Here is a 23,855-nt window from a genome sequence, read left to right as displayed (position 1 = left end):
TTTATAGTAACGCTTCCAACAACACAAATTTAAGTGCATGCACATTAAGAGCGCTAACCGCTGAAAGGGGTAAGACAAAGAGCGCTGATTTTTCATCAGGGTTATTTTCAAAATCGCTGGTTAAATGGGGGTGTAAAAACCCTAAATACGGCTCTAAACCAAACGCCTCTAATTTTTGCGCTTCTAAGTTTAAAAAGGCGCAAAAATCCTTAGTCATCTCATCAATGTTTTCTACAACATCGCATTTATTGAGCAGCACCCCAAAAGGCTTATTGGCCAAAGCGGGTGAAAATTTTTCCAATTCCAATCTCAAGCGTTGGTATTGCTCTTTAATACCCAAGTCTAGCCTAGAAGCGTCTAAAACAAAAGCTAAAACTTTGGTGCGCTCAATATGCTTTAAAAAGCTAATCCCTAAGCCTTTTCCCTCACTAGCTCCTTCAATGATGCCAGGAATATCAGCCATTAGAAATTCGCTTTTTTCATCCACGCTCACAACCCCTAAATTAGGCACTAGAGTCGTGAATTCATAATTAGCGATTCTAGGCTTAGCGTTAGAGATTGTGGAAATGAGCGTGGATTTACCCACATTAGGGAAGCCCACTAACCCTATATCAGCGATGAGTTTTAATTCCAAACGCACGCATTTTTCAACCCCCTCTAGGCCTTTTTGCGCGTAAGTGGGTTGTTGTTTAGTCGCACTTTTAAAATGTGCATTCCCTAACCCCCCCTTGCCTCCTTTTAAGGCTAACACCCTTTCTTTAGGCTCCACCAAATCAAGCCACAACTTATCATCTGCAAAAACTTGCGTTCCTGGCGGCACAACAATGATCTTGTCTTCGCCCTTTTTGCCCGTGCAATTTCGTGTGCCTCCTGGAGCCCCATTTTTAGCCTTATGGTGTTTGGTGCCTCTAAAACTCGCTAGAGTGTCGGTATTGTTATCCACTTCAAAATACACATCGCCCCCATCGCCTCCATCGCCCCCATCAGGGCCTCCCTTGATGACAAACTTTTCTCGCCTAAAACTCACCATTCCAGGCCCCCCCTTACCCGAAGCGATGATGATTTCCACGCTATCTACAAACACAGCTTAAAAGTCCTTTCTTTTATTCAGCAAATCTTTGCATGGATTTTTCCAAATGCGGCACCGCATTGAGTAATTTCTGCGTATAAGGGTGCTTGGGAGCGCTTATCACGCTATCCACATCTCCCGTTTCTACGATTTGCCCTTGATTCATTACGATGATTTTATCGCTTATATGCTCCACCACCCCTAAATCATGGCTGATAAAAATATAAGTCAGCCCCATTTCTTTTTGCAAATCCAAGAGCAAATTCAACACTTGCGCTTGAATGGACACATCTAACGCAGACACAGGCTCATCGCAAATCACCACGCTAGGATGCAAAATGAGCGCCCTAGCAATGCCGATTCTCTGCCTTTGACCGCCTGAAAATTGGTGGGGGTAACGATCGATCCATTCTAATTTCAAACCCACTTTTTGCATGATCTCTAGCACTTTTGTTTTGATTTCTTTTTTTGAAAAATGAGAATTTAAAAGCAAGGGTTCAGCGATGATCTCGCCCACTTTCCACCGAGGGTTTAGGCTAGAATAAGGGTCTTGAAAAATCATTTGCACCTTTTTGCGGTAATCAAACCAATCCTGTTTGCTAAAATGCAAATGGCGCTTACCATTGAAATAAATCGCCCCGCTATCTTGCCTTTCAATCCCGGCTAAAATTTTGGCTGTCGTGCTTTTCCCGCAACCGCTCTCCCCCACAATGCTTAAAACTTCATTTTGTTCCACTTCAAAACTGATCCCATTGAGTGCATGGATGATTCTCTGGGGTTTGAATAACCCCCTGTCTATCGCATAGGATTTTTTCAGTTCTTTAATTTCTAAGAGCTTCATCGTAACTCCTTTTGAAAACTCAAATAATCTATATTTTCATCCACGGTTTCTAAGCGTTTTTTGCGGTATTCTTTGCCCGGTTTAGGAATCGCGCTTAAAAGAGCTTTCGTATAAGGGTGTCTTGGATCAGCAAAAAGTTCTTTGGCACTCGCTTGCTCCACCACATGCCCTTTATACATCACCACCACTTCATCAGCGATTTGTGCCACCACGCCTAAATCATGGGTGATAAACAAAATAGAAGTGCCTTTTTTTTGTTGCAACTCTTTCATCAATTCTAAAATCTGTGCTTGAATGGTTACATCTAACGCTGTCGTAGGCTCATCAGCGATCAAGATTTCAGGCTCACACACCATAGCCATAGCAATCATCACCCTTTGACGCTGCCCTCCACTGAGATTGAAAGGGTATTCATGGTATTTGTCCCCTGCATGGGGAATGCCTACGCGTTCTAACTCATAAACTACCCTTTCTAAGCGTTCTTTTTTATTAAGGTTAGGGTGGTGGATTTTCAACACTTCATTGATTTGAAACCCCACTGTGTAGGAAGGGTTCAAGCTTGTCATAGGCTCTTGAAAGATCATACCAATCTTTTTACCCCTGATTTCTTTTTGCATCTGCTTTTCTTTGAGTTGCAACAAATCCTGCCCTAAAAATTGAATGCTCCCTCCCACAATTTGACCCGGTTTTTCAATAAGCCCTAAAATAGAAAGCGAAGTGATACTTTTACCGCTCCCGCTCTCCCCTACAATGCAGAGCGTTTGAGACTTTTTCAAGCCAAAACTCACGCCATCTACGGCTTTATTCACGCCCTTATCGGTGAAAAAATAAGTTTTTAAATCTTTAACTTCTAAAATCATGCAAGCTCCTTTTAAGAGGCGCGTTTAGGATCTAAAGCGTCCATGATGCCATCGCCTACCAGATTAAAACTCATAACCGTTAAAAAAATCATCACCCCAGGGAAAACAAGCATCCAAGGAGCGGTAGCGATATATTGCATGGAGTTCATCAGCATCGCTCCCCATTCAGGTTTGGGAGGTTGGGCCCCAAGACCTAAAAAGCTCAGCGCGGCCGCTTCTAAAACCGTGGAAGCAAAACCCATTGTCGTTTGCACGATTAAAGGGATAATGCAATTAGGGAAGATCACCTTACATATCAAACGAAGATGCGAAGAGCCATTGATTTTAGAAGCGATCACATATTCTTTTTCTTTTTCGCCCAACACGGAACTGCGCACCAATCTTGCAAATCCAGGAATCCCCACAAACCCAATAGCGAGCATGGCGTTAGTGAGTGAAGGCCCTAACACAGCGACCACAATCACGATCAATAAAATAGAGGGCAAAGCGAACATAATGTCCATGATACGCATGATAACCGCATCTGTTTTCCCTCCAAAATACCCCGCTATTAGCCCTAATATCGTGCCAAAAAACACCGCAATCCCCATAGAAACAATCCCTATGGTTAAAGAAATCCTAGCCCCATAGATCAAGCGGCTCAAAATATCGCGCCCTAAATCATCGGTGCCTAAAAGGTATTTAGCGTTCCCCCCATGCTCCCATATAGGCTTTAAAAGGCGATCTTGCGCGTTTTGCACATAAGGGTCATGCGGGGCCAAAAGGGGCGCAAAAATCGCGCAAACCACCAATAAAAGCACAATCCATGCGCCAACTACTGCCGCTTTATTTTTTTTGAATTGTTGGATAAATTCTCTAAAAGACTCCATTATGACAACCTTATTCTGGGATCAATAAAAGCGTATAAAATATCCACTAAGAGATTAGCCCCAATATACATCATGGCAATAATCAAAGACATGGACTGGATAATCGGGAAATCGCGCTGGTTGAGTGCATTAACGATCCACTTACCAATCCCAGGCCATGAGAAAACCGTTTCAGTTATCATGCTCCCTCCTAAAAGCCCGGCTAGCATCAAGCCTGCGATAGTCGTTACAGGGATTAAAGCGTTACGCAAAGTGTGCACAAAAATCACCCTAAAGGAGCTACACCCCTTAGCTTTAGCGGTGCGCACATAATCTTCTTTAGACACTTCAGCCATGCTCGCGCGAGTCATTCTGGCAATAACAGCGGTAGAAACCGTAGCTAACACAATGCTAGGCAAAATCAAGTGCTTAATGGTATCCACAAACGCCCCATAATCCCTTGCGATCAAGCTGTCTATCAAATAAAAACCTGTAGGGCCATCTAAATAATACACATCGCTCAAACGCCCAAAAACAGGCAACCACCCCAATTGCACGCTAAAAATATAAATCAGCATGAGTCCTAGCCAAAACACGGGCATAGAAATCCCGGCTAAAGCGAAAGTCATGCTGGAATAATCAAACACGCTATAGCGTTTGATTGCGGCTAACACGCCAACACTAATACCCAAAACAAGAGCCATAAACAGAGCGATCAAAGCCAATTCCACCGTAGCCGGGAAGCGTTGCAAAAATTCATGCATCACGGGCTCACCGGTCATGATAGAAGCGCCAAAATTGCCATGCAACACATTATTGATAAAGAAAAAATACTGCTCTATCAAAGGCTTATTCAAGCCAAATTGCTCTCTTAAAGCGTCAATAGCGGCTTGATTGGCCTTTTCGCCTAAAATCACTAACGCCGGATCTCCTGGCACTAAATGCACCATCATAAACACAATGATACTCACCCCAAACAGCGTGGGAATCGCCCACAAAATACGCTTAATGATAAAACTCAGCATACAACCCCTTTTACTTTTCTAAATACACCTTAAAGAAGCGATTCACGCTCACTCCGGTCGTTTTATAGCCTTTCACTTTAGACAAATGCGGCACCACCGAATAAGGATAAGCTAAAGGCACATAGGGCGCATCTTTATGGATAATTTCTTGAGCCTTTAAATAAAGGGCTTCCCTCTCCTTTTGATCAGAAACCCGTTTAGCCTTTAAAAGAAGATCTGAAAAGGCGTCACTCTTATAAAAGGAACCATTTTGAGTGGGTATGGCTGAAGCGGCTTGCTTGCTCCATAAGGTGTATAAGAAATTATCCGGATCCGCAATGTCTGCCATCCAGCCTGCAAACGCCATTTCATGCTCGCCTAAGCCCGTTCTTTTCAAATAAGCCCCCCATTCATACACTTCAATTTTCACATCAATGCCAATTTTAGCTAGGCTCGCTTGTATGAACACCGCTCCTTTTGGGTTACGAGTGGAAGTGGTAAAAATGGTGGTTTTAAAGCCGTTAGGATACCCCGCTTCTTTCAATAATTCTTTAGCCTTTTTCAAATCGTATTCATAGGGTTTGATGTTGTAGTTATAACCCCATATAGTGGGCGGGAAAGGATTGACCATCTTTTGGGCAAAGCCTTCATAAATCACCTTAATGTAATCATCCACATTAATCGCATGGTTGATAGCCAAACGCACCAAAGGGTTATTAAAATACTTTTTTTGCGTGTTCAATGAAAGCCAACTCGCCAACAACCCGGGGCTTTTATCCACCACGACATTAGGAAGTTTTTCTAACTGCTCCACTTCATTAAGGTTAGGCCCGGTCATGAGCATGATTTCACCGGTGCGTAGCGCTAAAGCGCGAGTGGAAGAATTAGGAATGGTGCGCACCACCACCTTATCCAAATAAGCTTTAGGCCCCCAATAATCCTGATTTTTTAGAAGAATGATTTTCTCATCTTTATTCCATAAAAAGAATTTGAAAGGCCCTGTCCCAATAGGTTTTTTAGCCAACTCGTCTTTTTTATTATTTTGTTCTAAATAATCAGCGTAATCCTTACTCAAAATGCTCAAAAAATCCATGCCTAAATTGGCTAAAAACGGGGCTTCTGGCCCATTAAGCGTGAATCTGATCGTGTAATCATCTAAAGCTTCAATGCTTTTGATAATATGAGACATGCCCATGCCTTCCCAATACTTATAGCTTTTAGCCCCTGGGCTATAGTATCGTTTAGCCTTATCCATCTGGCGCTCAAACGAAAACAGCACATCTTTAGCGCTAAACTCTACTTTTTTATTCCAATACTTCGTCTGGTGGAAATAAACCCCTTTGCGTAAATGAAAGGTATATACAAGACCATCTGGGGATATTTCCCAGCTTGTTGCTAATCCGGGTTCAATTTCTGTGGTGCCGTATTTGAATTGCACGAGCGTGTCATAAATATTGCCCGTTGCCACATAGCTTTCGCCATCAGTTACTAAGGCAGGATCCATGCTTGAGCCATCAGCGCCTCTAGCAAAAACTAAAACGCCTCCAAAACGCTTTTGCTCTTCAACGGAAACATTTTCTTTAGATGGATTAAGAGTAGCGTTTGGGCTTTCTGAGGCTTTCAAAAAAAACCCAAACAACAAAAGAAAAAAAAACAAACCCTTAACAAAAACATTATTCATAAGCCAATCTCCACAACAAATTCTATAAAGGATAGAGATCTAAATTATAAATATTTTATGGCGTTTATAGGTGTTTAACAAACACCTAAAGGTTTAATTGACCTTTAAAGGTTACCCTACTCCCCAAAATTTTGACTAACCACAGAAACCTTTTTGCGGTTTCTGTCTTTATGCTCAAACTTCACAACGCCATCTATGAGCGCGTATAAGGTATGGTCTTTCCCCATGCCCACATTATTACCCGGATGTATTTTAGTGCCTCTTTGGCGCACGATAATATTCCCTGCTCTCACAAATTCTGAGCCAAATTTTTTCACGCCTAAGCGCCTTCCTGCAGAATCTCTGTTATTCTGCGTACTCCCTTGACCTTTCTTGTGTGCCATTGTTTAATACTCCTTTATGCTACAATTTTAGTGATTCTCACACGAGTGAAATCTCTTCTAAAACCACGCTTGGTTTTGCTGTCTTTTCGGCGGCGTTTTTTGAAAGTGATGACTTTTTTGCCGCGCCCTTCATTGATCACTTCCGCTTCAATTTTAGCCCCATTCACAAAGGGCTTCCCGCAAGAGAGTTTGCCCTCTTTGGATACAGCTAACACTTCCACTAATTCCACTAAAGCCTTAGGCTCTTTATTTATTTTATCCAATAAAACAATATCGCCTTCAACGACTTTATATTGCTTACCGCCATGCTTGAATATTGCGTATGACATTTCTATTCCTTAAAAATTGAACGCTCTTTTTAAAATAAACGCTTATTATAGTGAGTATTTGCTAAAATTTAACTTTAAATTTAGATTAAATTCCTATTAAAAGAATTTTTTTACTCAAAATAACCCCATTTAACCCCGCATTATTACCCCACCAAACCGCTCACAATTGTTATTAACTTGTTTTGGAATACTTTTAGCTTGTTTGTTAAAAAACCAATAAGGATTTGATCATGCGCGTTACCTTTGGCTCAAAATACAACCAAATGAATAACTATCAAAACGCTTTACAAAATAAAATCAACGACGCTAACACGCAGATCGCTTCAGGGCTAAAAATCCGTTATGGCTATCAAAACAGCGACATTAACAATCAGAATTTAAAATTCCAATACGAAGAAAACACCTTAGATCAAGGCATTGATGTAGCTCAAAACGCTTACACTTCAACACTCAATACTGACAAAGCCTTGCAAGAATTTTCTAAAACGATGGAGACATTTAAAACCAAGCTCATCCAATCCGCTAACGATGTGCATTCAGAGACTTCTCGCGCCGCTATCGCTAACGATTTAGAACGCTTGAGGGAGCATATGATGAATGTCGCTAACACCTCTATAGGGGGGGAATTTTTATTTGGGGGCAGTAAGGTGGATAGACCTCCCATTGATAGTAATGGGAAATACCATGGCAATGGCGAAGATTTAAACGCGCTAATCAGCTCTGATAACCTTGTGCCTTATAATATCAGCGGGCAAGATTTGTTTTTAGGCGCAGATAAAGACAAGCACAAACTCATCACCACCAACATTAAATTACTCAATCAAAACAAGCTCCACCCTGATGTGATGGACGCTTTAGAGCATTCTTCATTACCTGAAGAAGTTTTTATTAAACCCGGTGATACCTTGCGAGAACTCATCGGCGATAACGATAAAGACCCCACCAACGACCCTAAAGAGTTTTTTTATTTGCAAGGCGTTAGGCCTGATGGCTCTAGTTTTAAAGAAAAATTCGCATTGGATAAAGCCTACCAGAACAAAGAAAGCGCGACTAAAGTGAGCGATTTGTTGGATAAAATCGGTCATGCTTACGGGAACACTTCGCAAAACAAAGTCGTGGATGTGAGTTTGAATAATTGGGGGCAAATTGAGATCAAAAACCTAACGCCTGGCAGTGAAAATTTGGATTTCCATTTGATTTCTAGCGATGGGGATTTTGATGATTTAGACGCCTTGCGTTCAAGCGGTAAAAGGGTTACTGAATACGTCAAAAGCGCGTTTGTAACGGATAGGAGCTTGAGCCAAGTTAAAGCGGTGCCTAACATGTATAATCCTAAAGTGCTTGAAATCCCTAGCGTGTTTGTAACTAAAGACAATGTTTTAGCCAACAAAAACACTAAATTGAGCGAAATTTTTGGCGACAGCGTGGAAACTTTAAAAATCAACGCCAGCCGTTTGGGCGAAACAAGCGCTATTAAAATCCCAAACCTCCCTATTAATTTGGATATTCCCATTCTTTTAGACGTGAAAAATTCTACGATTAAAGATTTGAAAGATGCGATTAAAGAACGCTTTAATGATGAAGTGGATGTGGAAATTGGAACAAACGGGCGTTTGAGGATCATTGACAATTCTTCTAACCAATCGCCTATTTCTTTGACTTTAAGCACTCTAGATCAAAAAGGGCTAGAAGTGGCCGGCATTCCTACTAATAACGCGAGCGAATACCAAAAAACCTATTTCAATAAAGAAGGGGCAAAATTAGAAAGCAATGTCGCTCAAATCGCTCAAAATGGTGCGGCTAATGGCTCTACTAAACTGAGTGAAGCCGCTAAGGGGAGTTTAGAAAATAGCGTTTTTAACATGAAATTAAACGATGTGAATGGTTCGTTTTTAAAAGCGCAAATGATCTTGGATAATAATGGGGCTTTTTTGAGTTTGCCTAATGGCATTAAAATCCCGCTTTATGACCCCACAACCGCTGATATTCAAGCTTCCAAACCCAATGAAGTAACTTACAGGCAACTTATGGATGCGATGAGTATCGCGCTCAATTACAGCAACACTGACCCCGCCATCTACCAACAAATCAGCGATAACCCTACTTCCAAAGAAAGCAAGGAGCGCTTTATTGAATTGTTAAAACAAGCTAAAGACAACCTTTCTATTAATTTGAATGAAGAGGGAAAAGTCATCATCCAAGACAACATGCATTCAAACACCAAAATGCAGTTCATGCTTTTTGATAAAGACGCGAATGATTTTTCTCAAAACGCCTTGCACAGCGACAAACCAAGCCTTAAATTAAACGCTAATAACGCCCTCATTATTGACAAGCCAAGCGTGAATTTTTTTGATCAATTAGAAAATACCATCACTTCTGTAAGAAAAGGGATTTATCGCCCGGACGCTTTAGGGGATACTTACTCTAGCGACATGCGTAATTTAGGCATTCAAAACGGCATCACCCTTATAGATCACTTGAGCGATCACATAGAAAAAATGATCGCTAAAAACGGCGCTCATGGTAAAGCGTTTGAGAACATTATCAGGCGTAATGAAGTTTTAAAAACGCAAGTTCAAAGCATTCGTGGGGAAACGACCGGCACAGATATGGCAGAAACTTATAACAAGTTTTCCAATCTCACTAACAATTATAACGCTGTTCTGGCTTCCACGAACAAAATCAATAATTTGTCTTTAACGAAATATTTGTAACTTTTTGGTGGTTTTTAAGCGTTCTAAAAAAAGATATTAAAAACGCTTTTAAGCTTCTATGAAGCCCCCCTCCTTTTGCCCTTTATTTCGTGGGCAAATCGCCCACAGGACAAGCGGCCACACCCACGCTTGGGCGAGTGATTTTTTCTACATTTTCTTGAGCTTTTTTGGGGTCATTAACCCAAGTCTTATAGAACTCAAAAGGGCATTCCGCCACACCCTTATCCCCATCACCACTAGCAAAAACCCCACTATAACCTCTGTGTAAGAGTTTGAAGAGTTGGTTTTGGCTTTGGTCGTATTTCCTCGCATCACGGATTTGTTGCACAGAAAGTTGAGCGTATTGAATACCATTTTCTTCTTCCCCGCATTCGCCCAAAGTATGCCCGTCAAAACCAATAATGCTAGAATGCCCAAAATAGGAATACACCCCATCAAAGCCGGTCGCATTCGCTACCGCTACATAACATTGATTAGCCCACGCCATAGCTTTCACGATCGCAATTTGTTGCTCCTTAGCCGGATACATGTAACCCTGACAGCGCACAATGAGTTCTGCCCCACGCATCGCGCAATCGCGCCAAATTTCAGGGTAGTTACCATCATCGCAAATAATCAAAGAAACTTTCAAGCCCTTAGGCCCATCAACCACATAAGTTTTATCCCCAGGATACCAGCATTCAATAGGGCACCAAGGCAAGATTTTGCGGTATTTTTGCACGATCTCACCCTTATCATTGACAAGAATCAAAGTGTTATAGGGATTCTTTTTAGCTTGCTCGTGTTTTTCCCCCGTCAAAGAGAACACTCCCCAAACCTTGTTTTTCTTACAAGCCTCAGCAAAGATTGCGGTTTCTTCTCCAGGAATACTTGCGGCTGTGTCAAACATTTCTTGTCTGTCATACATAATCCCATGCGTGCTGTATTCGGGGAAAATAATCAGATCCAACCCGGGCAGACCCTGTTTGACCCCACCAATCACCTTAGCGATATTGCGACAATTTTCCAACACCTCATTCTTAGTGTGGAGTCTAGGCATCTTATAATTAACTACCGCTACACCCACAGTATCTGGGCTGCTACTAATATCTCCATGTCTCATGTTATGTTCCTTATTTTTTGATTGAGAGTTCCTACAAACCCTCTATTTGAATTTATAAAATAGTTGTGTAAATGGATCTATAATGAATATGAAAACTTTAATCATTATTGTGGGCGAGTTTTAATTTTTTGATCTATTTAGTAACCTATTTCTAAAAAATGAGGTTTTAGCCGCTTTATGGTTGTTTGATTTTCACTTCCACTAAGCCATATAGCGCATTGATGCAATAGATTTTAGCCGCTCTTTGCAAGTCTTGTAATTTTAAAGGGGCATGCCCAACAAGACCCTTTCTTAACAATCCCATCACACCCGTCCCATTTAACGCGCCCGCACTAAAATAAGGGGTTAAAAGCCTGTTATGGATTTCTAAAATAAGATTGCTCCTAGCGCCTTCAGTGAGTTCCAAATCCTGGTTATAAAAGATTTCATCAAAAATAACGCCTTTTTTAATGAGCACTCGGGCGTTTTGATAAAAAGGGGCATAAGTGGTCTTATGGTATAAAAAATCATTATGCTTATCAATGGGGGCTTCACTCAAACGAATTTCTAAGCTTTTTAAAGGCTCTAAGGCTTTGTATTCTTTAATGAGCTTGCCCTTTTTATTGAGTAAAACCCTTAAAACCCCTTCTTTTTCTAATTCAAAGTCTAAAAGATTTTCATCATGTTTGAAATTGAAATACTGGGCGCTATTCATTAAGCGTTCTTTATGGGCGTTTTTATTGTTAATCTCTAATTTTTGATCCCTTTTGACAATTTTCATCGTTTCTACAATCTCAAATTCTATTTTGGGCATCACAAAAAAGGATTTTAAAAAGCTCTCTTCGTATTCTTTGGGTGCTTTACTTTTATAAGTTACCCCACTCCCTACCCCCAAATGCAAAAAATCTTCGCGCGCTCTTTTTTCTAAAGTGCGGATAGGCACGCTAAAAAGGGCTTTTTTTTCTTCAACCACGCCTATCGCCCCGCAATACACCCCCCTAGGGCGTTTTTCTAAACTTTCAATGATTTGCATGGTTTTTATTTTAGGGCATCCGGTCACAGAGCCGCAAGGGAACAACGCCTTAAAAATCTCAAACAAGCTGGTTTTTAGGGGCAATTTCGCTTCAATCTCGCTTATCATTTGATACACGCTAGGCAAGCTGATGATTTCAAACAATTGATTGACTTTCACGCTATTTTTTAAGGCTAAACGGCTCAAATCGTTACGCAGTAAATCCACAATCATCACATTTTCACTTCTATTTTTGTCATCATTTTGCAAAAACAATCGGTTTTTTTCATCTATTAAGGGGTTATTTGAGCGAGCGATCGTGCCTTTCATAGGTTTTGTGACAATCTTAATCGCTGTATCTAAAAACTCTAATTCAAAAAACAATTCCGGCGAAAAGCTTAAAACGCTCCCAAATTCATTTTCTATAAAAGCCTTAAAAGGCGTGTTTTGGTTGTGTATCACTTCCTTAAAAACGCGCTCCAGCTTGGCTTTAGTGTCTAAAAATAAATCCATTGTGAGATTCACTTGATAGGTATCGCCGTTTTTGAGATATTCTTTGACGGCTTTAAACTGCTTGAAATAAGTTTTTTGATCTAAAGAGCTGTGGATTTTGGGGTAAAACGCATGCTCTTTTAAAGGCTCTAAAGAATATTTTTTTCTTTCTAAAAATTGTTCAAAATACAAAAAAGGGGTTTGGCTTTGAAAATTTTCATCTAAAAACGCTAAGCGCGCTTCGTATAAAAGATACCCCACAAAATACCCATTCCCCCTATTTTGAGAGATGAAATCCAGGGCGTTTTTCAGCTCATTAAGATTGGTGGCTGTGAGTTTTTTAATCCTTTTTTGATATTTAAAATCCCCAAAAATCATTTAATTTTTAGCAACGGCTTCGTATTTGTCTATCAAAAACACCGGGTTATAGCTCATTTTAGCCCTTCTCAAGCCCTCTAACCCCAGATCTTCTTCTCTGTTAGCGTAAGTCAAATGGCTAAATTCATTCAAAAGCAATTGCTGGTTGATGATTTGATACGCGCCTGCAATATCTGCGCGGGCTTTTTCAATGTGAATGAGCGCGGTCTCTTCGTTTAAAACTTCTCCAAAACTAAACGAAACTATTTCTCCATTAACCCTAACTAACCCCCCTTTCACATCCAAGCTTTCATAATTTTCTAACACGCTTTGAATGCCCTTATTTTCATTGATTAGCCCTATATCATCTGTCTGGCTTTCTAAAAACCATTCTTTAGAGACTTCTAAAACTTCCTTTCTGTTTTGAGAAGAAATTTTTTCATAAACAAAATTCGCGCAATTGGTTAAAAACTGGTTTAGGTGGTTTTTTTTCTTATGGTATTTTTTCCCTTTTAAAGCGATCAATTCTTCAACAGAATAAACATAATCGCTCCTGTCTCTGTTGTAAGTGAAATCAAACACCCCTATAAAATTGTCTTTCAAATCGTCTCTTTGCTCTAAAGTCAAAGAGTGGAATCTTAAATTTTTTTCTAATTTCAAAAGCTCTTTTACGCATTCATGCGCATTCTTACCGATAGGATAGAAATAAAAGGGTTTTTGATTTTCATAAGTGGTTTGAATCACCAAACAATCCCTAATCACCGCCACTTGAATAAGCCTTGCGTGCTGCCATAAAAAGCAATTGGTAAAACTCACATCCGATAAAACGATTTTTTGAGTGCTTAAAAACCTTGAAAACAAGTCCTTATGCGCTAGGGTAATTTTTTCAAACATGGCAACTCTCTTTTATTTCTTTAACTCTTTTAGGGCGTTTTCTTGAAATTTTCTAGAAATCTTAAAAACCTCTGTATAAAAACCCGTAAGAATTTCTCCATTCAAATGCTTGAAATCCCTTTGGCTGAGTCGTTTTAAAATTTCTCGCTCTCTTTTAGGGCAATAAATGGGGCTTTCTTGTTTGATGAGAGCGATTTTTAAAGCGATTTCTAAGCGTTTGTCTAAAAGATCGCTCAATTCATTATCCAACGCATCAATTTCAGCCCTTAAATTTTCTAAAAGACTATCCAAATTCTTTTGCATCTAATCAAACCCCTTTTAAGCCTTCTTCTTCTAACCGCCATAAATCTTCTAAAGCCTCTCTTTTTCTTATCACTCTGATTTTGTGATCTTCTAGGGCTAATTCTAAAAGTTTGGGGCGTGAATTGTATTGACTGGCCATGCTAGAGCCATAAGCCCCAACCTTTTCTATGACTAATTTATCGCCTGGCTCTAATTCTGGCAAATTGGCGTCTTTTAAAAAAGTGTCGCTGCTCTCACACACAGGCCCTACCACATCGCAAGGCGAGATCTTACGCCCCTTAGATGGCGTTATAACCCTTATAGCATGCTTAGCATGATACAAACTGGGGCGTAAAAAATCATTCATGCCCGCATCTACAATCACAAAGCGCTTGTTTTGAGCCTTTTTTTCATACAAAACCTGCGTGATCAATTCCCCACTCTCAGCCACGATGGATCGGCCCGGCTCACAAATAATGGTCAAATCCAAGCCTTGAAGCACGTTTAAAATCCCTTGCGCGTAATCATAAAGCTTAATCGTTTCCTCATTTTCATAGCTCACGCCAATCCCTCCGCCCACATCAAAAAAACGCAAATCTATCCCTAGCGCGATCAAAGATTTAGCGATTTTAGCCACCTTTTGGCTCGCTTCTATAATCGGCTCTAAATCTAAAAGCTGTGAGCCGATATGAAAATGCACGCTAACAGGCTCTAAAAACGCGCTTTTTTTAGCCCAAAGAAACATTTCTAAAGCTTCTTTTTCTCCCACGCCAAACTTATTTTCTTTCAAACCGGTAGAAATATAGGGGTGCGTTTTAGCGTCAATATTAGGGTTGATTCGAATGGAAATCCTAGCCTTTATCCCTAAAGATTGAGCGATTGTTTCAATCGTTGTTAATTCCATAAAACTTTCTACATTCAAAAATAAAATGTTGAGTTTTAGGGCTTGTTCTATTTCAAATGCACTCTTACCCACCCCGCTAAACACGATCCTATAAGGCTTGATCCCGGCTTTTAAAGCCCTGTGTATCTCGCCTATGGAAACGCAATCCGCCCCGCTCTCTAAATGGGCTAATAAAGAGAGGATACTCAAATTGGAATTCGCCTTTAAAGCGTAGCAAATCAAAGATTTACGCCCCTTAAACGCTTCTTTATAATTCAAAAAAGCCTGTTTGATTTTGTCAAAATCATAGAGATAAAAAGGGGTTTTGTGAGTTTGAAACAGCTCTTCATAATTCAACATAGAAAAACCTAACTATAAAATTTGAACGAGGCATTATAGCAAAAAAGCTAAAACGCCACTCGCATGCCCACATTCCCGGTTATATTAATGTCTTGGTATTGCAAGCCCATATTAAGCCCCACCCCCGCATTCACATACATCAAACGCCACAAATGCATTTCGCCCCCTGTAATCACGCTCGCAAAAGTGTTAAAAACTTCCCCCTTGCGATACAATAAAGTGTTTTCGCCCACAAAACGCACCACATTGCCGCCTTTAGATTTGATCAAAAGATCCCTACCTAGTCTCGCCGTTACAAAATAATAGGAATTTTTACCAAAATATTTACGGCTCTCCAACCCCATGTTGAGCGTTAAAACCGATTCGTTAGAGGGGTTTGAATGCATGAGAAATTGTTTGTAAGCGGCATCATTGCCTTTCATCCCACTCAAGCCTATGAAGTAATAGCTCAAGCCTACTTGAGGTTTTAACACCACGCTTTTTTGTTTGAACATGAAATCATAGCCATAATTCCCGTTCACGCTCGTTGTCCAGGTGTTGTAACTATAGCGTTGGTTCAACACAGAAAGCAAGGAATTAGAAGAATTGATATTGCTTGCATTGCCCCCATAAGTTTCATTCGCGCTCAAAGTGAATTCGTTTCTTTTTAAAAAAGCCCTCGCATACATCCCCACATCCACATTATTAGCCAAAGAATGCATGATATTCCCATTAAAACCGCTATACCCATAAGCCACATAACCCCCAAGGATCACATTTTTAACCAACCTGTCATAGCCCACATTCAAGCCATAAAGCGTGCCATTGCCCCCAGAAATAAAGCTCGCTCCCCCAATCCCTTGAACCCAAAGGTTATTTTGGTGTTTGCTAAGTTGAGAGTGTTTGACAAAAACCTCTCCAGGGTTAGGATCGCTAAAACGCTTGTTTTTAAGCTCTAACAAAGAAAAATCAGACTCTCCCTCTCTAGCCCTAAAATCAGAGAGTTTTGTCAAACGGCTGGTTTGTTGGGTGTAACTCGCCAATTCTAAAAGATTGGTAGCGTTATTTCTAAAATTAGGGTTAGAAATCAAGCTCGCGGTGTTTAAAAGATCTTTAGCCACGCCTAAGATTTCATTCAAAGAGTGGTTTTTTAAATAAATCGGCGCAAAAAGCGGGTTTTCTTTAGTCTCCATCATCAATGTTGAAAGCCACTTGATAGCGTTCCCCCCAACAGCTTCAATTTGATTCAATGCGCTTTGCCCTTGAATGCCCACAATGTAATCTTGTAAAGTAGGGGGGGTAAAATCCATCACTTTATCGCCGTAAGACATTTTAATCTGGTTATGAAGAACAGAAAGGCTTAAAATGTTGTTTTGGGAGGCGTTGTTTGAGTCAGGCAGCGCTACACTCAATAATAACCCCTTATCTTGCAACAAAACCCGTTGGCCCAAATAAGTCAATGCGCCGTTTTTTTCCTCTATGTGGTTTCCGTTGATATTGATTAAGGTATAGAGTTTCAAATACGATTGCAAGCTGTTGGGGTTGATGTTGTAATCAATGTAACGGCTGCTTTTCAATAAAGTGTAAGTCGTGTTATTCGCTATGCTGTTATTAATATTCATAAAAGGCGTTTGGGTGGTGTTGAGATTAATGATCCCCTCTGCTTGAATGAGTGGCGTTGGCGTTTGGATATTTTCTAAATTAAAATGGATCGCTCCAAAATGATTCAAAGCCCCCCCTACTCCTAACCCATAAATCCCGGTGCTTAAAGAAGCGTTTGAAGCGATCACTAAATTTTGAAGCACCTCTATTTTTTGCGTGGCGTTATTGTTAAACGCCCCTTGAATGTTTAAATTATTGGCTGTAAAGCTGGCGTTTTTTTCTAATACCGCTTGATTGGAAATAGTGAGGTTGTTGGCTTGGAATTGAGCGTTATTGTAAAGATACAGGTTTTTAATGTTTGCAGAGCCTTTAACTTTTGAAAAATCAACCACCCCATTAGCGTAAATATTGCCTGAAAAATTGAAATCATTCGCCGTAACCATCAAGCTCTCATCGTTATTGTTCAAGGCGATTGGCGCGTTATTTGACGCATTACTAGAAGAAGCGCCATTTGCGCTTTGGGCGTTAAGTGCGCAAGGGTTTGCAATATTAGCTGTAGTTGGATCGCTTTGTTGTGCGCAGCTAGCGTTGATAAACAGATTGCCTTGAGACACCAAAACATTGTTATTAGCGGCGTTAATCTTAAGGCCGTTGCTAGCGTTAAGCGTGGTGATGTTAATGTTAGAAACTTGATCGGACAATAATTGAAGCGTTCCAGCGTGGTTAGTGAATGAAATATGATTGTTTCCGGCAAAAATGAGCGAATTTCCTGCGTTAAAACTAAGCGTGCCTCCATTAGCGTTAGAGAAAGTGGAATTTTGCACAAAAACATTGCCTTGCGCATTGAAATTAAAATCCCCTTTTTGCCACACTTGGCTCAAGCCATAAGGAGCGAAAAGCCCTTTTTTACCAAGACTAGGTATCAAATCCCCCAAGCCTTGTTCATAAATAGACCCCAAACCTTTAGCTGCTAGGACTTTGTCTAAAACGCTTTTAATCTGCTGGTTTTGCAGCAAGCTTTCTAAAGAATTGAGCGTGTCTTGGCCTAAAAATTCGCCAATCATTTGTTTGCCTAAAGCGACTACATCGTTTTGTAAAGCCTCGCTCGGTTTGACAATATCTTGCAATATCACGCTTATCACTTGCCCTATATCGTTAGCGGAAATAAAGCCGGTGATTTGATTGAACAACCCTTTTTTACTCAATAAATCATTGATGGACATGCTCCCTATAAGCTTTTCAGGGTTTTGCAAATCAATGCCCCCCAATCCGGCTAATCCCCCCACTAGCCCGGTCCAAAAGCCTAATTTTTGTCTGATTAAATCCTTAATCGCTGCATTCAAACCGCTATCGTTCATGAGGTTATCAAAATTATTCTGCCCCAAAAGCTGGCTTAGGGTTTGATTTTTTTGTTCAGGCGTTAAATACCCTCCAATCACGCTATCACTCCCTAACATATCCGCTATCAAATTCCCTAATCCCCCGGCTTTGTTAATGGATTGCATCGCCACTTCGCCTAAAATATTAGCAAGCCCGGCTTGATTGAAAACCTTATTAATACCCTCTTGACCCAGCATGCTAAAAATCCCATCAGTTTGCGAGCTTACGATATTAGCCTGATTGAGAATGAGCGAAGTTTGGCTGTTAAAAGTTACGCTCGCGCTCCCCCCAGTCCCCCATGCATTCCCACTCCCTAAAGTGCCGGTAAGATAAATTTCTTTAGCGTTAAAAGTCGTGTCAATATAGCCCAAATCAGCCGAGCTGGACTCTAAAAGCTGCCCTAAATAAGTGCCTCTAAATTTTTGGCATACAATATCGGTGTAATCGCAAGGCTTTTGATAGCCTAATCCCCCAAAAACAACCGCGCTATTGGTGTTTGTTTGCCCTATTTTAGTCGCTCCTACAATCAAAGCGCCGTTATTGAAATTTTGCACCACCGAATTATTTGCATTATTAATCAACTCGTTAATGTTTTTCCAATCGTTAGGCGTGATGAGTTTGGTAAGCTCATTTAGCGCATCAGGGTTTAGATCGCTCAAACTTGAGAGCGAAAAATCATTCCCTAATATCTTTTTGATTTCAGGGTAGAGTTTGAGAGCCATTTGCCCTAACGCTTTGATATTATTGAAATTATAGCCCTTGTTATAGACATGCAACGCGCTAATAGGGTTGCCTTGCGCGTTATAGGTTTGCGAGATGATAGAAGACTCAGAGATGAGATTATTATTTTTCGTGGTGTTATTGCTGCCGTTAGCTTGATAGGATTGGTTGGGGTTGTAATAGCCTTTCACATTGCTAGCGAGATAAAACACGCCTTCTGCATCATCGCTATAAGAATACACGCCATTAGCGTTGTTATAAACTTTTTGGTAGTTAAAGACTTCAGAGCTAATGTTATAAAGCGTGTTTTTAATACCCGGAATTTGAGAAAGCGTAACGCTTAGTTGGTTGTCTTTAAAGCTCTCGGTGATTTTTAGGGCGTTATTAAGGGGGTTAGTGAAACTATAAGTCTGGTTAATAGCATCATAGATCCCATCATTGATGCGCATGCCAAAGAAGTTGATACGCTCATACCAATTACTATTCATACCCGCTTGAATGATGTTATACACCCGATTTTTATTATCGTTTAGATCGCTTAGTAAATCAATGTTAGCGATATTCAAACTCCCTTGATCGCTGAAAACAAGCTGGCTGTTTTTTAAATTCAGCACGCTGCTGTTGTTAGGGGTTAAGAGGTTGCCTCCCAAACTTAAGGGCGCTTTAATGTCAAGGGCTTGATGGAAAGTGATCGGGCTTTGAGAAAAAGCGTCATCATAGAAATTAAACGCCGTGTTAGAAGTGATAGCGCTAGAGCCTTGAAAATCTAAAGAAGAGTTATTGCTTAAATTAAACTGCCCTCCTAAAGAGATCGCTCCCTTAAACACGATAGAAGAATGATTCAAACTCGTAGTGATATTTTCTGAATTGAAATTGGTTGTCCCGTTAAAATTAAGGCGTGAGCCATCATTCACAATCAAACTCGCGTAATCGTTGATCGTGGCGTTATTGGAAACATTGATGACGCTTTGGTTGAGGTTGAGCGAGCTGGTGTCGTTCAAATTCAAATCGCCTTGAAGCTCTAAGGTTGAATGGTTGCTCGCATTGATAGAGGCGTTTTGAGAAAGATTGATCGCACTAGCTTTAATACTGCTTGTCCCCACTGAAACGCTTAAATTGGAATTGTCAAACAACACGCTTTTAGCTTGCATTTGATACAAACCAGAGCTTAAATTCGTGCTGTTGGTGAAACTGATCGCATTCTTGGCATTGAATTTAAAAACAGATTGCGTTTGCCCCACATAGCCCCTAAAAGAGCTGTTAGAAAAATCCAGATTCAAAGCGTTGAAACTGAAATTAGGGTTGCCTTTATTTTGCGCGGTATCGTCTATAAAATAGGAGTTTTGAGCCTGAATGTTCGCGCTGTTAGAAACAAAATTCATAGACGAGCTTTGCGTGCCAGCGGCACGGTTATACAAAGTCGCGTTCGTTAAAAGAATGCCTTGAAGCCCGTTAAAATTAAGACTCGCACCCCCACCGCTAGAAATGCGGTTCCCGCTTTCAATACTACCGGTGATGTAAATCTTTTGTGCTTCATAATGCCCTGTAATAAAGCCTATGCATTGCAAGTTCCAGCAATGCCCGCTCGCATCATTACTCCCTGCTCCCTTATTGTCCCCAAAGCGAATGATCACATTAGACTGCGGCGCATCGCTTAAGCTCGTCCATATATTTTTAGCCCCAAAAACGATCGCGCTGTTTTGCCCGGTGAATGTTTGAGAAAATTCCGCCTTAGTGAATAGAGTTTTCCCGATCGCATAAAAATCAATGCTGTTGTCGTAATAGTAAATGGTGTTGTTTGCATTCCCTAAATTATTGTTATAGCTATTAGGCATGTAGGTCATAAAACCGAGAGCGTTTTGATAATATAAGTGATCCGATTTTTCCATATCCATATAATCAAACACCATGCCAACGCCCAAACGCCGGATAGAAATGCTGTTTTGTGAAAAAATCTCTTGGAAATTGTAGGTTTGGTTATTGAAAGAATACACCACATCATAAACGCCATTACCCACGCTAGAGACGAGTTTTTCACTGCTTGCCCCATGCCCTTGGTAATTGATGAGCTGCCATAGATTTTTGCTAAAAGCGTTGTTGTATTCAATTTCTTTAGAAGAGCTTACAAGGGTGATAGGGTTGCCATTAGTGATAGCTTCACCAATATTAATCACCGAATGAGCGTTAAAACTAATCGTCCCATCGCCAAAAGACAAAGGGGCGTTCAGGTTTTTTAAAGTGATATTATTTAAAGTAACCTGCCCTTTCACGCTCGTGTTCGTAGGGCTATTAAACACCACATTATCAAAAGCTGCATTCCCTGAAATATTAACAGAGCCGGTATTATTAAAATTAGCGTTATTTTGAGAGCCATTATTAGAGTTCCCAAAAACAGCGTTCCCGGCGATTTGCAAATTTGAATTAGCGTTAGTGAAATCCCCCACAAACGAAGTGGTTGCACTAGAATTATTGAAATTAAAAGAAGCGCTATTATTAAAGTTAGCGTTATTAAACGAAGCGCTTTTTGCGCTAATCTCAAACGAACCGCTATTAAACTGGTTGTTGTTTGAAAAATTCAAGCTATCGCCGCTGAATTGATAGCTCCCTCCATTAAAGTTGGTGTTTTCAAAAACTGCTTGCCCTGCATTGAAAATGAATTTCCCGTCTTTAGCGTGGTTAGTGAAAGTGGTGCCATACACCAAAAGCTTGCCGTTAGAATTTAAACCCTTCAAATTCTGCGAATCATCCATGCTTTGCGTGGAAAAAGTCATAGAGCTTGAATAGATTCCGGCGTTATGTTGCGTGATGGTAGCGTTAGCGATATTGACGCTATCTACCCCATTAAAGATTAGATTAGCTGCCCCACCCGTGCCTATGCGATTGCCAGAACGCAGATTCGCTGTGATATACACATGATAAGCGCTATAAGTTCCATTAGTCGTGCCTGTGCATTGATAATAGGGCCAAGGCCCGCAATGCCCATTAAGAGCGCTCCCTGAAGTGTCCCCAAAAGACACCGTGCCGCTAGAAGAAACATTATGATCAGTCCAAGTTGCGTTATACCCGATCACCAGATTGCTATTACTCGCGCTAAAGGTTTGTTTGAACGAGTTAGTATAGCTCCCCCATATTTGAACGCTCGGCAAGTAATAAGTCCCGCTCTCTGTAAAATTTTGGGATTTGGGAATGTAAGATTTATGATCATACCAAGGCATGTCAGAATTAATATAATTTGAAGCGGATAAGTCAAATTTGGAGCCGCTAATAACAGGGGGTGGCGTGTAAGTCCCGCTCTCTAAAGTTTGAATAATGATGGAATTATGGCTAAAAGTTTCTTGCAGTTTGTAGATAGTATCCCCTATTTTATAGCCCACTTGATAGACTTGCGTAGGGTTTGTAGAGGATTTAGAGGGCGAAGAGTCAGCGGGTTTAGAGGCCGCGATGTTTTCATTCAAAAGCTGTCCGGTAACCCCATTGTAAGTGATCATATCCCACAAACCTTGAGCGAAACTTTGCGGATCTGAAGAGTTTTCGTTCGTTTTTAAGGCGTTTGTCAAACCATTGATTGCATGGTTTAAAAGATGATTATAAGTGATCCCACCGCTAGAATTTAAAATCGTTACGCTCTTCTCACTGCCTAAACTTGTGAGGTTGAAAGTCGTCCCTTGAGTGAGAGTGATTTTAGAACTCCCAAAATCAAGGGTTGAGCCATTTTTCAAATCATTCTTACCGCTTAAAGTAACGCTACCGGTAATAGTCATGTTGTTTGTATTAATAGAAGTGTTAAAAGTCGTGTCGTTAAAACTCGCGCTCTCATTAATGGTGATTTTACCGGTATTGTTGAAAGTGGCGTTATTAAAGGAAGCGTTTTGCATTGTCAGTTGGTGGTTTGAATTGTTAAAGGCTTGCTGGAAATCCACAAAGCCCTTAAGAGTGGTAGCATTACCACTAAAAGAGCTGTTTTGAATTTGGGGGTGCTGGGTGCTGTTAGCTTGATTGGTTTGGTTATTAAAAGTAAAAGTCCCCCCATTAAAAGAGCTGTTTTGGAAAGTGGCTTGATTCTCAAAAGTATAGGAAGCGTTACTAAACGAAGCACCGTTAAAGGAACTTGCGCCTTTAAAATTAAAACTACCGCTGTTAAAGGCGGTGTTATTGGTAGCGTTAAACTCTTTATTAAAAGTATAAGTCCCCCTATTCCATTTCGCCCCGCTAAAAGTGGCGTTCTCTTCAAAAGTGAAACTGCCGCTTGCATTACTAAAAGTCGTATTCGTAGCGTTAGTCGTCCCTTTAAAAGAATAGCTAGGCCCAGAAGTGGAGCAATTAGCCCCTACGCCCACACGAGCTAAAGAACTGCAAACATCCCCACTTAAAGAAACCGAACCGATAGTAATAACGCTGTTAGCATTGCCTACATTCACTTGCGAAGTCTTAAACGCGCTGATATTGGAATTGATATTGACCTTATTAGCGTTCAAGTTTAAAGTGGCTGTGCCGGTGTGCGTGCCAGCTCCCGATCCCACACGATTGCCCACTTCTACGCTGTTATTCACATTGATAGTCCCAGCGCTAAAAGTAATATTAGTATGCCCGTTAGGATACCAAGAAGTGAAACTATTCCCACTATGAGCACCCAAATCAAAAGTAGCGTTACTGCCTAATTCAATATTTAAATTCCCCCCATTATTTTCCCCTCCGGTGTAGTTATACAGACCGCTTAAAAAATAAGTGCCGTTATCATTTTTTAAATTGGCTGTGATGTCTTGGTTGTTTTGAGAGTGGTAGTAGTTAGCCGCATTACCCCCTGCCCAAGTTTTTGTAATGAGTTGGTTTCCTGTGAATTGTTGTGTTTTTTCCTCCCATTTATCGCAACTCCATATAGCATACCATGGATGATGCACGCATACCTTTTGGCTTTTTTCCCCCCAACTAAGCCCCAAAATATCTGTTCCATCAGCATACACCCCACTAGCAAACCCACCGATTAATAAAGGTGCAAGCCATAAAGGACGCTTTAAGATTGTTTTTTGATGCGATCGTTTGATACTTTTTGGTTTCTTTTTAAACTTTTTCATTAAATGCTA

15 protein-coding genes are annotated in these 23,855 nt (G+C 40.6%); 1 reads left to right on the top strand and 14 read right to left on the bottom strand.

Features of this window, described 5'->3' with window-relative positions; genetic code table 11:
- Window position 1 precedes the first annotated feature (1 nt).
- The 8 genes from obgE to rplU form a co-directional block, all read right to left on the bottom strand.
- On the bottom strand, window positions 2–1,084 hold the full coding sequence (obgE, locus tag P6280_RS03305) for a GTPase ObgE (protein ID WP_283236988.1): 1,083 nt from the start codon (window positions 1,082–1,084) through the stop codon (window positions 2–4).
- A 19-nt stretch (window positions 1,085–1,103) separates the two neighbouring features.
- Complete coding sequence (locus tag P6280_RS03300) at window positions 1,104–1,910, bottom strand: ABC transporter ATP-binding protein (protein ID WP_180519342.1); 807 nt, start codon at window positions 1,908–1,910, stop codon at window positions 1,104–1,106.
- Window positions 1,907–2,770 (bottom strand): ABC transporter ATP-binding protein, encoded by an 864-nt coding sequence (locus P6280_RS03295; protein ID WP_000599882.1) that lies wholly within the window; start codon window positions 2,768–2,770, stop codon window positions 1,907–1,909. The genes P6280_RS03300 and P6280_RS03295 overlap by 4 nt, the downstream gene beginning before the upstream one ends.
- Window positions 2,771–2,781: 11 nt before the next feature.
- Window positions 2,782–3,639, bottom strand: coding sequence for an ABC transporter permease (locus tag P6280_RS03290; RefSeq protein WP_283236987.1), 858 nt, complete (start codon window positions 3,637–3,639; stop codon window positions 2,782–2,784).
- Complete coding sequence (locus P6280_RS03285; RefSeq protein ID WP_000947972.1) at window positions 3,639–4,643, bottom strand: ABC transporter permease; 1,005 nt, start codon at window positions 4,641–4,643, stop codon at window positions 3,639–3,641. Before P6280_RS03285 ends, P6280_RS03290 begins: the two co-directional genes overlap by 1 nt.
- Before the next feature lie 10 nt (window positions 4,644–4,653).
- Window positions 4,654–6,303 carry an ABC transporter substrate-binding protein gene (locus P6280_RS03280; RefSeq protein ID WP_283236986.1) on the bottom strand — a complete coding sequence of 550 codons (1,650 nt, stop codon included), beginning with the start codon at window positions 6,301–6,303 and terminating at the stop codon, window positions 4,654–4,656.
- Window positions 6,304–6,419: 116 nt separating this feature from the next.
- The gene (gene rpmA / locus P6280_RS03275) at window positions 6,420–6,686 is read right to left on the bottom strand and encodes a 50S ribosomal protein L27 (RefSeq protein WP_000940602.1); all 267 of its coding nucleotides are present in this window, start codon (window positions 6,684–6,686) and stop codon (window positions 6,420–6,422) included.
- A 14-nt stretch (window positions 6,687–6,700) separates the two neighbouring features.
- A complete protein-coding gene (gene rplU / locus P6280_RS03270; RefSeq protein ID WP_000119313.1) occupies window positions 6,701–7,015 on the bottom strand; it encodes a 50S ribosomal protein L21 in 315 nt (104 codons plus the stop codon).
- A 230-nt stretch (window positions 7,016–7,245) separates the two neighbouring features.
- On the opposite strand from rplU, the gene flgL reads away from it, so the two are divergent.
- Window positions 7,246–9,732, top strand: a complete 2,487-nt coding sequence (gene flgL / locus P6280_RS03265; RefSeq protein ID WP_283236985.1) for a flagellar hook-associated protein FlgL — start codon at window positions 7,246–7,248, stop codon at window positions 9,730–9,732.
- 82 nt (window positions 9,733–9,814) lie between these two features.
- Here the strand turns inward: flgL and P6280_RS03260 are convergent, their stop codons facing one another.
- The 6 genes from P6280_RS03260 to imaA form a co-directional block, all read right to left on the bottom strand.
- A complete protein-coding gene (locus tag P6280_RS03260; protein WP_349306380.1) occupies window positions 9,815–10,798 on the bottom strand; it encodes an aliphatic amidase in 984 nt (327 codons plus the stop codon).
- A 211-nt stretch (window positions 10,799–11,009) separates the two neighbouring features.
- Window positions 11,010–12,695, bottom strand: a complete 1,686-nt coding sequence (locus P6280_RS03255) for a bifunctional chorismate-binding protein/class IV aminotransferase (RefSeq protein WP_283236983.1) — start codon at window positions 12,693–12,695, stop codon at window positions 11,010–11,012.
- Window positions 12,696–13,568 carry a DUF2156 domain-containing protein gene (locus tag P6280_RS03250; RefSeq protein ID WP_283236982.1) on the bottom strand — a complete coding sequence of 291 codons (873 nt, stop codon included), beginning with the start codon at window positions 13,566–13,568 and terminating at the stop codon, window positions 12,696–12,698. It lies immediately after the preceding gene.
- 12 nt (window positions 13,569–13,580) lie between these two features.
- On the bottom strand, window positions 13,581–13,871 hold the full coding sequence (locus P6280_RS03245; protein WP_001171391.1) for a chorismate mutase: 291 nt from the start codon (window positions 13,869–13,871) through the stop codon (window positions 13,581–13,583).
- A gap of 4 nt (window positions 13,872–13,875) precedes the next feature.
- A complete protein-coding gene (gene lysA, locus P6280_RS03240; protein ID WP_283236981.1) occupies window positions 13,876–15,093 on the bottom strand; it encodes a diaminopimelate decarboxylase in 1,218 nt (405 codons plus the stop codon).
- A 47-nt stretch (window positions 15,094–15,140) separates the two neighbouring features.
- Complete coding sequence (gene imaA, locus P6280_RS03235; RefSeq protein ID WP_283236980.1) at window positions 15,141–23,846, bottom strand: immunomodulatory autotransporter protein ImaA; 8,706 nt, start codon at window positions 23,844–23,846, stop codon at window positions 15,141–15,143.
- Between the last annotated feature and the right edge of the window lie 9 nt (window positions 23,847–23,855).

Source organism: Helicobacter sp. 219-2 (assembly GCF_030053225.1).
In the GTDB taxonomy this organism is placed as follows: domain Bacteria; phylum Campylobacterota; class Campylobacteria; order Campylobacterales; family Helicobacteraceae; genus Helicobacter; species Helicobacter pylori_C.
Note: the sequence above shows the minus strand (reverse complement) of the source record. Positions and strands in the feature narration are given on the sequence as shown.

What these genes read in the sequence shown, in the direction of transcription:
- P6280_RS03300 (WP_180519342.1), bottom strand. Translation starts at nt 1,910, where the DNA reads ATGAAGCTCTTAGAAATTAAAGAACTGAAAAAATCCTATGCGATAGAC.
- P6280_RS03295 (WP_000599882.1), bottom strand. Translation starts at nt 2,770, where the DNA reads ATGATTTTAGAAGTTAAAGATTTAAAAACTTATTTTTTCACCGATAAG.
- P6280_RS03290 (WP_283236987.1), bottom strand. Translation starts at nt 3,639, where the DNA reads ATGGAGTCTTTTAGAGAATTTATCCAACAATTCAAAAAAAATAAAGCG.
- P6280_RS03285 (WP_000947972.1), bottom strand. Translation starts at nt 4,643, where the DNA reads ATGCTGAGTTTTATCATTAAGCGTATTTTGTGGGCGATTCCCACGCTG.
- P6280_RS03280 (WP_283236986.1), bottom strand. Translation starts at nt 6,303, where the DNA reads ATGAATAATGTTTTTGTTAAGGGTTTGTTTTTTTTTCTTTTGTTGTTT.
- rpmA (WP_000940602.1), bottom strand. Translation starts at nt 6,686, where the DNA reads ATGGCACACAAGAAAGGTCAAGGGAGTACGCAGAATAACAGAGATTCT.
- rplU (WP_000119313.1), bottom strand. Translation starts at nt 7,015, where the DNA reads ATGTCATACGCAATATTCAAGCATGGCGGTAAGCAATATAAAGTCGTT.
- flgL (WP_283236985.1), top strand. Translation starts at nt 7,246, where the DNA reads ATGCGCGTTACCTTTGGCTCAAAATACAACCAAATGAATAACTATCAA.
- P6280_RS03255 (WP_283236983.1), bottom strand. Translation starts at nt 12,695, where the DNA reads ATGATTTTTGGGGATTTTAAATATCAAAAAAGGATTAAAAAACTCACA.
- P6280_RS03250 (WP_283236982.1), bottom strand. Translation starts at nt 13,568, where the DNA reads ATGTTTGAAAAAATTACCCTAGCGCATAAGGACTTGTTTTCAAGGTTT.
- P6280_RS03245 (WP_001171391.1), bottom strand. Translation starts at nt 13,871, where the DNA reads ATGCAAAAGAATTTGGATAGTCTTTTAGAAAATTTAAGGGCTGAAATT.
- lysA (WP_283236981.1), bottom strand. Translation starts at nt 15,093, where the DNA reads ATGTTGAATTATGAAGAGCTGTTTCAAACTCACAAAACCCCTTTTTAT.
- imaA (WP_283236980.1), bottom strand. Translation starts at nt 23,846, where the DNA reads ATGAAAAAGTTTAAAAAGAAACCAAAAAGTATCAAACGATCGCATCAA.